This is a genomic window from Brevibacillus fortis (assembly GCF_046196545.1).
In the GTDB taxonomy this organism is placed as follows: Bacteria; Bacillota; Bacilli; order Brevibacillales; family Brevibacillaceae; genus Brevibacillus; species Brevibacillus fortis_A.
The window spans coordinates 1,420,084-1,432,827 of sequence record NZ_CP176370.1; the positions used below are offsets into that span (position 1 = coordinate 1,420,084).

Annotated in this window: 14 protein-coding genes; 7 read left to right on the forward strand and 7 right to left on the reverse strand. The window is 48.8% G+C overall.

Annotated features, from left to right (window positions below; translation table 11 throughout):
- The first annotated feature begins 90 nt into the window (after nt 1-90).
- From ACKKE8_RS07630 to ACKKE8_RS07645, 4 genes are all read left to right on the forward strand, one after another.
- Nucleotides 91-1,044 carry an aminoglycoside phosphotransferase family protein gene (locus ACKKE8_RS07630; RefSeq protein ID WP_409177636.1) on the forward strand — a complete coding sequence of 318 codons (954 nt, stop codon included), beginning with the start codon at nt 91-93 and terminating at the stop codon, nt 1,042-1,044.
- A complete protein-coding gene (locus ACKKE8_RS07635) occupies nt 1,041-1,472 on the forward strand; it encodes a HEAT repeat domain-containing protein (RefSeq protein ID WP_409177637.1) in 432 nt (143 codons plus the stop codon). Before ACKKE8_RS07630 ends, ACKKE8_RS07635 begins: the two co-directional genes overlap by 4 nt.
- A gap of 117 nt (nt 1,473-1,589) precedes the next feature.
- Nucleotides 1,590-2,813: a Zn-dependent hydrolase gene (locus ACKKE8_RS07640; protein WP_409177638.1), complete on the forward strand. Its 1,224-nt coding sequence runs from the start codon at nt 1,590-1,592 to the stop codon at nt 2,811-2,813.
- A 50-nt stretch (nt 2,814-2,863) separates the two neighbouring features.
- On the forward strand, nt 2,864-4,048 hold the full coding sequence (locus ACKKE8_RS07645; RefSeq protein ID WP_409177639.1) for a M20 family metallopeptidase: 1,185 nt from the start codon (nt 2,864-2,866) through the stop codon (nt 4,046-4,048).
- 83 nt (nt 4,049-4,131) lie between these two features.
- On the opposite strand, the gene ACKKE8_RS07650 is transcribed toward ACKKE8_RS07645, so the two are convergent.
- The 6 genes from ACKKE8_RS07650 to ACKKE8_RS07675 form a co-directional block, all read right to left on the reverse strand.
- Nucleotides 4,132-4,602, reverse strand: a complete 471-nt coding sequence (locus ACKKE8_RS07650; RefSeq protein WP_409177640.1) for a DinB family protein — start codon at nt 4,600-4,602, stop codon at nt 4,132-4,134.
- A gap of 15 nt (nt 4,603-4,617) precedes the next feature.
- Nucleotides 4,618-5,121, reverse strand: a complete 504-nt coding sequence (locus ACKKE8_RS07655) for a HugZ family protein (protein WP_409177641.1) — start codon at nt 5,119-5,121, stop codon at nt 4,618-4,620.
- Between the two features lie 17 nt (nt 5,122-5,138).
- Entirely contained in the window at nt 5,139-5,918 is a 780-nt protein-coding gene (locus ACKKE8_RS07660) for an ABC transporter ATP-binding protein (RefSeq protein WP_409177642.1), read from the reverse strand.
- Between the two features lies 1 nt (nt 5,919).
- The gene (locus ACKKE8_RS07665; RefSeq protein ID WP_409177643.1) at nt 5,920-6,915 is read right to left on the reverse strand and encodes a FecCD family ABC transporter permease; all 996 of its coding nucleotides are present in this window, start codon (nt 6,913-6,915) and stop codon (nt 5,920-5,922) included.
- Nucleotides 6,916-6,927: 12 nt separating this feature from the next.
- Nucleotides 6,928-7,923 carry a helical backbone metal receptor gene (locus ACKKE8_RS07670; RefSeq protein WP_409177644.1) on the reverse strand — a complete coding sequence of 332 codons (996 nt, stop codon included), beginning with the start codon at nt 7,921-7,923 and terminating at the stop codon, nt 6,928-6,930.
- 297 nt (nt 7,924-8,220) lie between these two features.
- Nucleotides 8,221-8,811: a hypothetical protein gene (locus ACKKE8_RS07675; RefSeq protein WP_409177645.1), complete on the reverse strand. Its 591-nt coding sequence runs from the start codon at nt 8,809-8,811 to the stop codon at nt 8,221-8,223.
- 273 nt (nt 8,812-9,084) lie between these two features.
- Between ACKKE8_RS07675 and ACKKE8_RS07680 the strand changes: the two genes are divergently transcribed.
- The 3 genes from ACKKE8_RS07680 to ACKKE8_RS07690 all read left to right on the forward strand — a co-directional run bounded on the left by ACKKE8_RS07680 (nt 9,085) and on the right by ACKKE8_RS07690 (nt 11,236).
- Nucleotides 9,085-9,279 carry a hypothetical protein gene (locus ACKKE8_RS07680; RefSeq protein WP_409177646.1) on the forward strand — a complete coding sequence of 65 codons (195 nt, stop codon included), beginning with the start codon at nt 9,085-9,087 and terminating at the stop codon, nt 9,277-9,279.
- Nucleotides 9,280-9,412: 133 nt separating this feature from the next.
- Nucleotides 9,413-10,108, forward strand: coding sequence for a metal-dependent hydrolase (locus ACKKE8_RS07685; protein WP_409177647.1), 696 nt, complete (start codon nt 9,413-9,415; stop codon nt 10,106-10,108).
- 669 nt (nt 10,109-10,777) lie between these two features.
- Nucleotides 10,778-11,236 (forward strand): TspO/MBR family protein, encoded by a 459-nt coding sequence (locus tag ACKKE8_RS07690; RefSeq protein ID WP_409177648.1) that lies wholly within the window; start codon nt 10,778-10,780, stop codon nt 11,234-11,236.
- Between the two features lie 12 nt (nt 11,237-11,248).
- Here the strand turns inward: ACKKE8_RS07690 and ACKKE8_RS07695 are convergent, their stop codons facing one another.
- Nucleotides 11,249-12,541, reverse strand: coding sequence for an amidohydrolase (locus ACKKE8_RS07695; RefSeq protein ID WP_409177649.1), 1,293 nt, complete (start codon nt 12,539-12,541; stop codon nt 11,249-11,251).
- Nucleotides 12,542-12,744: the final 203 nt, after the last annotated feature.

Genomic DNA, 12,744 nt, shown 5'->3' on the forward strand with positions numbered 1-12,744 from the left:
TTGTCTTGCTCCTATTGTGGGGCAAGGCAATTTTTTGTATGTTGGTGGTAATTTACCGCGTGTGTATATGGAGTTAGAAAGGAGTACCTCATGGATCATTTCAAAACCATATTGAGACACCATTATGATATAGACGCTGTTGATGTTACCCCTCAGCAAGGAGGATGGTCGGCGCTAGCTTATAAAGTCAACAGCGACCAGCACTCCTATTTTTTGAAGGTCTATGATAAAAGCAGAGCATCTACGCCCAAGTGGACAGCGCTGATCGACAACTATGTTCCCATTATTCAGTGGCTATCTCGTCAAACCAATCTACAAGGCAAACTTCCAGTTCCGTTGCTGACTAGAAACGCAGCGTATAAACATGAAGACGACATGGGTATCTATCAACTGTTTGCATATATTGAGGGGAAAACCATTGGGAACCAAGCGTTAAACTCGTTGCAAGTTCGCCAGCTAGCAGAAATCATAGCGGAGTTGCATTTGTACGGGGAAGAAATCCCGATCAGTACAGCTGCAATCAAGGAAGACTTCTGCATCCCATTTGCCGAGCAGTTTAGAGAAATGCTGAACGAAAATATCCACCGTCTGCCTGATGATGTGAATGAAATCGTCAAACCTTTTGCCAACATACTGGCTACCCGCATGAATGAGTTGGAGATGATTGCCGAGGAATTGCGAGGCAGTGGGGTAAAAATGAAGCTTTGCCATACGGACATTCACAACTGGAACCTGATGCAATCTGGTCAACAGCTCATTCTCATAGACTGGGAAGGATTGAAGCTGGCTCCGGTAGAAGCCGATCTTATGTTTTTGGTAGATGAGCCTTTTTTTGAGGAGTTTATGGCTATTTATCGGAAGACACATACAAATTATGTGATCAATCGACAAGCGCTGGAATTCTATCAAATCCGACGTAGGTTGGAAGATATATGTGAACTGTTAGAGCAGCTCTTGTTTGATGAGCAAGAGGAGAAGGATCGAGTAGAGACGGTCGGGCATTTGACAGGGGAATTGAGAATGATTGATAGGAGGTCCACATGATCGAGGTTACCTACCTGAAAGGATTATTCCTAAATAGAAGGGAAGATTTACAACTTAGATTGGGCGATATTGGTGATTTGCTGGAGTATGGAACCCATAATCTGAATGAAGTTATAACATTTACAGAGTATGCCTTAGAGCTTGCAATTACAGAAGAAAACTTTGGTGTAAAAGAAAGTTTGTTTTATCTAATTATGAATGCAGTAACCTTTCAAGGAATCGCAAGAAATGTAGAATGGGATCGATTAGCAAACGTTCTGCCAACACTAGACGACGCGATCCTCGTTTATGCGTTAACTATCCTTGGTTGTTCAAAAAACCGAAAATTTATAAAAGTAATTGAGCCATACTTACATTCTCCGAACGATGATATTAGGCAAACTGCTGCGGAAGCATTGGTAGAAATCAATTATAACGTTGAAGAATGACCATATTTCGGGGTCCATGGCTGCCGCCTTTTCAAAATAGACAGACTATTATACAATTAGGGACATAACCGTTAATCAACCGTTATTGGCTCTGCATAAAAGGAGGAGTGGCGCGTCATGATCAATTCGGATCGATTGTGGGATCGATTGGGACAGCTTGGCAACATTGGGAAGCAAGAGGCGGGCGGCATCACGCGGTTGTCTTTTACGCCTGAAGAACGGGCGGCAAAAGATCTCGTCACAGGCTTTATGAAGGAAGCCGGTCTCACCGTTCGCGAAGATGAGGTTGGGAACTTGATTGGGCGAAAAGAAGGGAAAAATCCGGCCGCTCCTGTCGTTTTGGTTGGCTCGCATATCGACTCCGTACCAAATGGCGGCGATTATGACGGGCCACTTGGCGTACTGGCTGGCGTAGAAGTCTTACAGACGATGCAGGAGTTGGGGATCGAAACAGAGCATCCGATCGAAGTCATCGCGTTCACGGATGAAGAAGGAACGCGTTTTGGTTACGGGATGATCGGCAGTCGCGGTATCGCGGGTCTGATCAAGCGTGACGAGCTGGAACAAGCAGACAAGAATGGGGTCACGATTGCTGAAGCCATGCGGCAAACGGGGCTTGATCCGGACCGCACCAGTCTCGCTGCGAGAACTCCCGGAAGTGTGAAAGCGTATGTGGAGCTACATATCGAACAAGGCAAGGTTCTGGAGAGCCGCGGGCTATCTGTCGGGATCGTGACAGGAGTGGCGGGTCCGCTCTGGTTGAATTTCGTGCTAGAGGGAGAAGCCGGTCATGCTGGGGCAACGCCGATGAATTTGCGCCGTGATCCGATGGCAGCCGCCGCTCAGGTGATGCTTGCCATCGAGGAAGAAGCAGGACGGACAGGAACCAGTGTAGGGACGGTAGGAAGGCTGCAAGCTTTCCCAGGCGGAGTGAATGTCATTCCTGGACGCGTCGAGTTTTCGCTTGATTTGCGCGACGTGGACGAAGCGATCCGCGATGAAGTGGAACAGCGCATTTACGAACGGGCAAAAGCGATCTGTGCCGAGCGCAATGTGACGTTGAAAGTAGAACTACTACAACGCATAGCTCCTGCTGTATGCTCGGACGATATCCAGAATGCTGTAGCCGAATCGTGTGAGGCAGAAGGCTTGGAAGCATTTAGACTGCCGAGTGGCGCAGGGCATGATTGCATGCAGCTAGTTGAGCTGTGCCCGGTTGGCATGATTTTCGCTCGTTCCAAGGATGGCATTAGCCACAACCCGGCAGAGTTCACGACAAAAGAGGATTGTGCGAACGGAGCGCAAGTACTGTACCGCACCGTTTTATCCTTAGCAAAATAGGCATAAGAGATAGTAAGTGGGGGAGCCACGGAAATCAGGAGGAGAGCGGCATGACAGCAACGGCAGTGGTAACGCTTAATAAGGCGGTTGAAGAAATCAAGGATCAGGTAATCGCGTGGAGACGGTATTTGCACGAGAACCCTGAATTATCCTTCCATGAAGAAAAAACAGCACAGTTTGTATACGACACACTGCTTACCTTTGGCAATCTGGAAGTGTCCAGACCGACGAAAAACAGTGTAATGGCAAGATTGATCGGTTCCCAGCCCGGGAAAGTACTCGCCATGCGCGCTGACATGGACGCATTGCCGATTACGGAAGAGAATACGTTTGAATTCGTATCGAAAAATCCTGGCGTCATGCATGCGTGTGGACACGACGGACATACTTCCATGCTGCTCGGAACGGCAAAGCTGCTGTCAGGGATGAAGGATCAGATCAAGGGAGAGGTTCGTTTCTTCTTTCAGCACGCAGAGGAAGTATACCCAGGCGGAGCGGAGGAAATGGTACAGGCAGGCGTCATGGACGGCGTAGATATGGTGATTGGTACGCATCTGTGGTCGACGATGGAGTTTGGGACAGTGGGTATCTGCCCAGGTCCAATGATGGCAGCTCCTGATACGTTCTGGATCACTGTTCTTGGAAAAGGCGGACATGCGGCGCTTCCGCATGAAACAATCGACAGCATCGCAATTGCGGCACAAGTGGTGACTAATCTCCAGCACGTCGTATCCCGCAATGCAGATCCGCTCGATAATCTGGTTCTTTCTGTCACACAATTTGTGGGGGGAACGACACACAACGTCATTCCAGGTGCTGTAGAGATTTGTGGGACAGTCCGCAGCTTTGACAAAAATTTGCGTGAGTCCGTTCCGGGACTCATGGAACGCGTGATCAAAGGCATTACAGAAGCACACGGCGCGGGGTACAAGTTCAAATACGAATTTGGCTATCGCCCGGTTATCAACGATGCCGAAGTGACGAAATTGATGGAAGAGGTCGTCGAAGAATCACTGGGAGCAGAATGGGTAGAGCATATGCGTCCAACCATGGGTGGTGAGGATTTCTCCGCCTTCCAGCAAAAAGCGCCAGGCTGCTTCTTCTACGTCGCTGCCGGAAACAAAGAAAAAGGCATCACCTATCCGCACCACCATCCACGTTTTACAATCGACGAGGATGCGCTCGAAGTCGGCGTAAAAATGTTCGTCAACGCAGCAAGAAAAATCGTGATGTAACGAGAGTGGCACACATGCAAAAAGAGCTTCCAGTCAAGAGAGACGGGAAGCTCTTTTTGGCGTTCGAAAGGTGGTATCAGACCTTAGTGGGTGAGTTCTTTTTCTTTGTTGTGAAATGATTTTTGAATCTGCGAAATTTGTCCGGCATGGATACCCGTGTGATACATGAGGCGACCCAATGCTTCTAATGGAGTAGAAGACCCCAATGGCGTTTCAACAGGCTTATGCCAAGCTTCCTCCGGTAAGTCACGCATGGCATCGATCAAGTGTTGGTTGGAAGCAGTCATGAAATCAGCGAGCTCTTGCACGTTGGTAAATGCAACTTTGGTTCCGGCAGGACCGTTTTTCGTCAACAGCTCTACGTCCGCTGGGATGCTCCGACCGAAAAACCATTCGGCAAACATGTACTCGACCTCAGCGCTATGGCGCAGCATATACCCGATGGAGACTGCATTCATGCTCAAACGCAAATCTTGTTCGGGCAAGCTTTTCGCAGTCTTGTGAAAACGTTCCTGGATGGTGTTCCACAGTGTCAATGCAGTTGAATAGGTCATGAATGATGTCCTCCGTTATTTTTGGGATGTGTGACCATCTCGGTTGACGTGGACAAATTTATCGGCTGTCAGGTCAATGTCGTAAGCCTGACCAAACCCAGCTACATAGCGTCCCTCTGATGGCGTCAATTCGAACAAGGAAAAATCAAGGCCGCGCAGCATATCCATCATGTTTTTTCCAAATGACTGTGCAAACAGCTCGAAAATCTCATCGTAACCGGCATTACCCAAATTCAGGGCCGAACACACGAAGCGGGCGCGCTGGCGAGCAAACAGATTGGTCGCTTTCGACTCGTCTTCAATGAGCATGACATCGACTGCCGGATTTTCTTCCATGTAGCGATAGTGATTCGCAATTTTACTAATGTAGATGTAGAACTTTCCATCGTATTTGACGAACGGGGCGTAGGAGAGAAACGGTTTTCCATGCTCGTCGACCGTGCTTAACATGAGTGTCTTCATGTTCGCAGCAAACGATTGGTACTGGGCCTTCATCGCTTCCTTATCCATCGCTTTCATACGAGCACCTCACTTGTTTAGTTTGCTTTTTTCAAAATGTGAATTCTGGGACTAGAGCTGTCTGGCGAGTACTGAATCTCGGTTTCGACACCGTACACGCTGCGAATCAGCTCCATTGTGAGTACATCTTGAGGTTTTCCAAAAACACGCAGGCTTCCATCTTTGATCACACAAATTTTATCGCTGTAGGCGCTGGCGTGATTCAAATCATGCAGCACCATGACAACCGTCAGCTTCAAATCCTGATTTAGCTTGCGAACGAGCTCAAGCACATCCAATTGATGGGCGATGTCCAAATAGGTAGTTGGCTCATCGAGCAACAAGATTTTCGGCCGTTGAGCCAAAGCCATCGCGATCCATGCACGCTGTGCTTCCCCGCCAGACAGAGAGACGAGGTAGCGGTCCTTGTAGCTTAGCATACCGGTTTGTTCCAAAGCCCATGTGACGATCTCAAAGTCTTCGCCACTCAGGCGCTCAAACCATTTTTTATGGGGAACGCGACCGTATCCGACCAGCTCTCCTACAGTTACGTCTGACGGGCACGTGTTGGATTGGCAAAGCATGCACATGATGCGAGAGATTTGTTTCATACTCAGGCTGTTCAATTCTTGATCCGCAATACAGACACGGCCGCTTTCACAAGGAATCAGCCGTGAAATCGCTTTGAGAATCGATGATTTTCCTGAACCGTTTGGACCAATGATCGACACAACCTCTCCTTCTTGGATATCGAGGGAAAAGTCATGGACGATTGTACGCGGACCGTAGCTGATGTTCAACGATTGCACCTGTAACATGTCACATGCCCCCTTTTCGCATCAAGTAAAGGAAATAAGGTCCTCCCACGATTGCCATCACAATCCCGGCCGGAATCTCCAAAGGAGCGAATGCAGTCCGACCAAACGTATCGGCAATAAGCAAGACTAGAGAGCCAAGCACGAGGCTAAACGGCAAGCTCAGACGGTAATCAGAGCCGACGAGCATGCGAGCCATGTGCGGCACGACGAGTCCGATAAACCCAACAAGGCCGACAGTCGATACCGAAACAGCTGCCAGATAGACCGCGATGATAGAAAGAGAGAGCCGCAAGCGATGCAAGTTCTGCCCTAAATTGTGAGCGACTTGTTCTCCGAGGCGTAAAATGTTTGCCTGCCTGATCGATAATAGCGCTGCGATCCACCCGACGATCGAGTAGGGAAGCATCACCATGACATCGCCCATGCCTTTTCCGGAGAGACTGCCATTCATCCATTGCAGCGCACCCGGTAGCTTGTCACTGTACAGGATGGACAATAACCCGATTGCTCCACCGAAGACAGCGTTGACGGCAACCCCCGATAAAATGATGCGCACAGGTGTTAATCCGCCCTGTTTTTTCCAAGCCATGGAGTAGACCATGCCTGCTGCTACTCCGCCGCCAATGATGGCAGCTAGGGGTATCAAGTAAGAATAGTCGGGCACAACCAGCATGATGAACAACACCGTAACGGCTGCCCCGCTGGATACGCCAGTTAAGCCAGGATCGGCAAGCGGATTTTGCATGACTGCTTGCAGGAGGGCACCCGATGCAGCGAGATTGGCCCCAATCAATAGGGCGAGAAAAACACGCGGAATCCGGATATCCCACAGGATGGTTTGACTGGCGGCATCGCCGTGTCCGAGTATGGTTTCTATCGTTTCGGCAAGCGTGAGGCGTACACTCCCCAGACCAATGGAGAGCAGTACAGCTACAACAAGCATGATGCAAGCTGTCACCAAGAGAGCTGCTTTCCTGTTCGGAATGTTCTGGGTCACTGGAAAAACTCCTTAGTTGTTATACAGGATGTTTACGAGCTCCTCGTAGGCAGCCGGGACTTTTACCAGAGAGGCGATCCCAAATGTGCTGTAATCGAGTGCTTTCATTTTGCCATTTTTGAATGCGCTCAGTTTTTCCCATGCGCCGTTTTTCTTCACGTCTTCTTCGAATTTTTTGGTCACTGCGCTCGGATCGCCATGCGCTACCAGTAAAATGACATCGGGATTGGCAGCTACGATCGATTCCATGTTGAGTGGCACGTATGTTTCGGTTTGTTTCAGGACATCGGAAGCGACGTTGGATGCGCCGAGATTACGGGCGAGGCTTCCGACAAATGTATTTTCATTCATGACCATAAGGGCTTCGGCTGAACCGAACAAGAACAATACTTTGGGAGCGGGTTTCCCTTTGGTTGCGTCTATGATGGTTTTTTCTTTTTCCATGATAGATTGAAGAAGCGCTGTTGCTTTTTCTTCCTGTTTGAACAGACGTCCGAGTACGACGGTAGAGAGTTTGAGCTCGTCGATTGAGTCTACAGGCAAGTACGCGGTAGGCAGCGCGGCGGGCTTGAATTTTTTATCGATGCTCGCTTGGATTGAGGTAGGACCGAGAATGACGTCAGGCTGAAGCTTCGCGACCTGCTCCAAATCAGGCTGGTGAGAAGTGCCGATACGCAAAACATTGTCGAGGGAGGCTGGCAGCTTGCTGCTTGTCGTCGGTACACCAACGGGAGTGACGCCCAGTTCGTTCAGTATCTCTGTAATCGCTACAGAAACGGTCACGACTTTTGTAGGTGGCTGGGTTTTGAATTGGGTGAGTAGCTCTGCAACTTTCTTTTCATCTACGCTGATTGTATGAACGGCTTGTTGGCTTGATGTCGACGAGTCCGACGGTGAGCTGGTGGCGGATTGTTGTGTGGCAGCTTCGGGGGACGCGGAATTGCTGCATCCAACTACACCTGTCAGTAGCAAAGCAATCATCCCGGTTTTCCATCCTGCGTGTTTCAATGTACGTAGCCTCCTGAAAATTTATGATAATGAGAATCAATCTCTTTTGAATTGATTATGATTATATAGAGAATGATTACTATTATCAATAAGAATTTTCCATAGAAAAGAATGGCGAATACAGGAGAAAAACCGCGGAAAAAAGAGGAGTTTTGTGATAGGAGCGAAGGCTGCCCGGAGTAACTGAATGGAGCGTTTATCATGGGAATCTGGCCATTTCGTAAGCAAGACGTCCGGGCATCCTAAGTCAGCTGGCAGCAAGAAAAAAGATAACGACAATATAAATCTTGCAGTTGTCTAGCGAATCCGAAAAAGCTTCTGCCAAATCGATGTTTTCCGTTCAGCGTCTCTGATTTTGGCTAACTCGATTTTGGCATCCATAATGTCATTCATTGCCTTGGTCAAGCGGCGATCTCGTTCCTTCAGGTTGTTGGTAATATAGGTTTCCTGTTTTTCTACATGCGCTAACAGCGCTAAGTAGGCGGCGTCTTGTTGCTGGACATGGCAAGCCAAGGCATGCAGCTTTTCATCTATCTCTTCAATAGCAGTGTGGTTCAGAGCCGGATGTGAGGTAACAGGCGGGAATGCAACCGCAACGGCCGTTTCCTTTCGGGCAGGTTCAGGTGAGCTTTGCGTAGCAACCATTCGGGCAGCTTCATCTTGTGGAATGAGTTGATCCTTGGTTAAGCTATAAAACCGCTGAAGGCACGTAATATCTACTTGCCTGTACTCCCGACGATTCTGACTATCTCGCAAAAACCAGTAGCCGTGCTGTTCTAAGAGCATGCTCCACTTGCGCAATGTGCTCGCTCCAATACCTAACAGACCCGCAACATCTCTGCCACTGTACGTTCTCTCCCGTGCCAATAATTCGATAACCTCTCCCATGGAAATCCCTCCTCTGCGAAAGTCCGCTCATCTCTTGCTATACCGTTTCTGTACGTCAAAATGGTTTTCCTTTTGGAATCGTGCGACAAAATCTCACAGTGTTCGCATGCGGCGCTGTAGTTTGGTGTGAATTTGCCATCAGACGACAAAGCTGGAGGGAAGGTATGGGGACAAATGACGGACGGGTACAAGTACATTTTCTCTTGAACTCCGCATGTGCTCAGTAGGGCTGTGCCAAATGTACATAGGATGCATGAGAAGGAGGGATTGACCATGGCATTCAAAGACCAGGTAAAAAAGTTCGAAGGCAAAAATGTTAGGGTTCAAACCGTAGATGGAACTTTTTTCGGCAGATTGGTAGAGGTAAAATCGTCTACTATTATTCTGCGAGAAAACAATGGTAACAACCGCACCATTATTCGCGATTCGAAAATTGTTGCCGTTACCGAACATGACGGCGATTGCTAAGTACGGATTGTAGAAAATTAGGATTTGTTTCTCAGGCTGTCGAGTGATCGACGGCCTTTCCTATTCTTTACACCCTGCGGCATGGTAACATAAAAGGGACTGAAAAAATGCTGCGAATAGAGGGGGTACCACTATGTTGGATATTCGGTTTCACGGACATTCTTCCGTGCAGGTAACAAGTGAAGGGCATTCAATCATGATTGATCCATTTATTTCAGGAAGCCCAGTGGCAGCAACCAAGCTGGAAGACATCTCTGTTCAGTACATCCTTCTGACACATGGACACCAAGATCATATTTTGGATGCGGTAGAATTGGCCAAGAAAAACGATGCGACAATCGTTGCAACTCATGAGCTTGCTACCTATTTGAGTTGGCAGGGAGTCAAGACCATCTCGATGAATCTGGGAGGCTCTGTCAAACTGCCATTTGGAAAAGTGAAAATGACCCAGGCGTTCCACAGCTCCGGTGTCGTGCTGGATGATGAGAAACAAATCGTGTACATGGGAATGCCAGGGGGCTTTGTGATCGAGCTGGGTGGAAAAACGCTCTATCACGCAGGGGATACAGGATTGTTCGGTGACATGAAGCTAATCGGAGAGCGTCATAACATCGATTTGGCGTTCCTGCCGATTGGAGATGTGTTCACAATGGGACCTGAGGATGCACTCGTGGCTGCCGAGTGGATACAAGCTGATTTTGTTGTGCCCATTCATTACGATACATTCCCGCCGATCAAACAGGATGGGGAAGCATTCGTAGCCGAGCTGGCTGAGAAAGACATCAGAGGCAAGGTATTGAAGCCAGGGGAGACATTGCGTTTACCATAACACGATACATAGAACCGTTAATCTGTAGAGGATCAGATTAGCGGTTTTTTTATGGAAACTATGAAGTGGCTGCGGTAGGGAGAAGAATATTTCCAGTCTAGGCTCCAGGCTCCGTCCTGCTGAGGGCTAAGACTGTCCGCTCCGAAGGGAGTTGCGGGGAAACGCAAAAGTGGTAGCCGCTTCGAAGTAGGGGCACGTTGCGTTTCTTTTGCCCGCAAATCCCTTCTCCGCTCGGTAGGACTCCACAAGTCGCTACGTCTGGAAATATTCTTCTCTGTCGTGACAGATGTGATTCTTCAATCTTTTAAGGTATTTAAAACCCGTTTAACATGGAAAGCTCGTAGAGGAAACAGGAGAAATAAGCGAAGATCTTTGGTACACCGACCGAGACGGAATGCAAAAAGCGAAACACGCCTTTAGCGTCCACCTCTGAAACACATCCTGAGTGGACCACTTTGGACGCGGTTTCGCTTTTTGCATGGAGTCGGGCAGTGAATCCCCCAGCGGGTGGGACAAGAAGCTGAGCGTTTTCTCCTGTTTCCTCCCCGGCACTACAGCAACGTACCAAGACGTTTTTTAAAATCTCTCAAACTAGCATGAAAACAGAAGGACCACTCATAGACATAGAAGAGTAAAGAAGAGAAAGAAGAGGAAAGGGTGACTGCCTGGATGAGATTGGTGCACAATATTCTTCTATTTCTTGCGGGAGTGGTCCTCTATTCACTAGGTGGTATCGCTTTTCCAGACGGTGGGGCCTGGTATGATTCCCTTGCCAAGCCCGATGGAACACCGCCAATCTACTTGTTTCGTATCATCTGGCTCATTTTATACGCACTCATAGCATGGTCGTTACTGATCTTGATTCGAACGAAGCAGATAGACCGCGAGCTTTTGCTTCTATATGGAATCAATTGGTTTTTTCATCAACTTTTTTTCGTGTTGTTTATCGGTTATCAACTGCTCGTGTTGGCTGCGCTGGATACCATTCTGGTGATGTATTCGACATGGGTGCTCATTCGCGCCATTCGTCCCCATCACAAAATAGCATCCTCTCTGCTCATTCCCTATTTCATGTGGAGCGTATTTGCGATGTGTCTCGCGGTTGGCTTTTGCCTACTCAACCTGTGAGCACAAAAGCAATTACAGACCCTCGACGAGTCGGCTGGCTCGTGCTGTTGCTTCTCTCTTTATTTCCTCCCAATGAAGGGTTTGGAATTGGCGCTGATGCATCAAAATTTTTCCGTTCACAATGGTTGTATCCACATCGGCTCCCGTCGCGCTGTATGCAAGCAGGGCAGGGATGTCATGGACAGGCTGCAGGTGCGGTTTATCCAGATCTATCAGGATGAGATCAGCTCTCTTCCCGGCTTCCAGAGTTCCGACCTCGTGATCGATCGCAAGCAGCTTCGCACTTTCGATGGTAGCCATGCGCAAGGCTGCTTCGGCAGGAAGTACCGTCGGATCGCCGTGCTTGAGCTTTTGCATCCAAGTCGCGGCTTTGATCTCGGCAAACATATCGAGAGTCGTAGCACTGCCGGCACCATCTGTTCCCATTCCGACAGTAACCCCAGCCTCGATCAGCTCTCTGACAGGGGCGATGCCGCAGCCGAGCTTCAAATTACTGACAGGATTATGTGCGACACCGCCTCTCATCCCGCGAAGAAGTGCGACATCCGGCTTATTCAAATGGACAGCATGCGCGAGTAAGACATGCGTATCGTGGAACATGCCCAGTTCATGCAAATATTCCGTGGGAGTCTGATTGTACTTGGCCTGGATTTTCTCTCCTTCCTCAAGCGTTTCAGCCAGATGGATGTGGAGCGGGAGTTGGCGCTTGCGGGCAAGCTCGATGACTCCTTGCAAAGGCTTCGGCGGGCACGTATAAGGAGCGTGCGGACCGAGCATCGTCGTGATTCTGCCATCGCCAGCCCCCGTCCAGTTGTCGATGAGGTCTACGGCTTCGGCCATTCGTCGTCCTCCGTCATCCTCAAGAAAGACCATGCCGCGAGTCAAGGAAGCGCGTATACCGGAATCAAGTACCGCTTGGGCAACAGCATCCATATGCACGTACATATCGGCAAAAGCGGTCGTGCCAGAAGCGATCATTTCCGCGATTCCAAGTGTCGTTCCCCAGTAGACATCTTCTCTTGTCATCCGGGCTTCAGCGGGCAACATCTTTTTGTCCAACCAATCCATCAGCTTGAGGTCATCGGAAAAAGCACGCAGCAAGGACATGCTGGCATGGTTGTGGGCGTTGATGAGACCGGGCATCGCGACTCTATTTTTAGCCAGTATGACACGGTCTGCTTCCTCTTCAAGGGATGGTCCGATTTTGGCGATTCGACCATCCACGATCCAAATATCCCCAAGAAATGGCTTCTCTCCCTCAACCATCGTCAATATTATGCAGTCTTTAATCAGTAACGTTTTCATGGGAAAATCCTCCTTATTGTTCCTGGTAGCGATGCAAGCGTAAAGCTTGACGCCGCGAGAAAGTCAAGGAGGGAATTTTTAGAAAAAGAGAGAACAAATTCAGGTGAAAAGTGCTGAGCCTAATACTTTTGAAATATTGTTTATTAGATAACAATTGACGAGAGAAATAATGCTACATAAAATGTAGATAAGATTTGGGGGAA

Coding starts and splice junctions, on each gene's coding strand:
- ACKKE8_RS07630 (WP_409177636.1), top strand. CDS start 91: ATGGATCATTTCAAAACCATATTGAGACACCATTATGATATAGACGCT.
- ACKKE8_RS07635 (WP_409177637.1), top strand. CDS start 1,041: ATGATCGAGGTTACCTACCTGAAAGGATTATTCCTAAATAGAAGGGAA.
- ACKKE8_RS07640 (WP_409177638.1), top strand. CDS start 1,590: ATGATCAATTCGGATCGATTGTGGGATCGATTGGGACAGCTTGGCAAC.
- ACKKE8_RS07645 (WP_409177639.1), top strand. CDS start 2,864: ATGACAGCAACGGCAGTGGTAACGCTTAATAAGGCGGTTGAAGAAATC.
- ACKKE8_RS07650 (WP_409177640.1), bottom strand. CDS start 4,602: ATGACCTATTCAACTGCATTGACACTGTGGAACACCATCCAGGAACGT.
- ACKKE8_RS07655 (WP_409177641.1), bottom strand. CDS start 5,121: ATGAAAGCGATGGATAAGGAAGCGATGAAGGCCCAGTACCAATCGTTT.
- ACKKE8_RS07660 (WP_409177642.1), bottom strand. CDS start 5,918: ATGTTACAGGTGCAATCGTTGAACATCAGCTACGGTCCGCGTACAATC.
- ACKKE8_RS07675 (WP_409177645.1), bottom strand. CDS start 8,811: ATGGGAGAGGTTATCGAATTATTGGCACGGGAGAGAACGTACAGTGGC.
- ACKKE8_RS07680 (WP_409177646.1), top strand. CDS start 9,085: ATGGCATTCAAAGACCAGGTAAAAAAGTTCGAAGGCAAAAATGTTAGG.
- ACKKE8_RS07685 (WP_409177647.1), top strand. CDS start 9,413: ATGTTGGATATTCGGTTTCACGGACATTCTTCCGTGCAGGTAACAAGT.
- ACKKE8_RS07690 (WP_409177648.1), top strand. CDS start 10,778: ATGAGATTGGTGCACAATATTCTTCTATTTCTTGCGGGAGTGGTCCTC.
- ACKKE8_RS07695 (WP_409177649.1), bottom strand. CDS start 12,541: ATGAAAACGTTACTGATTAAAGACTGCATAATATTGACGATGGTTGAG.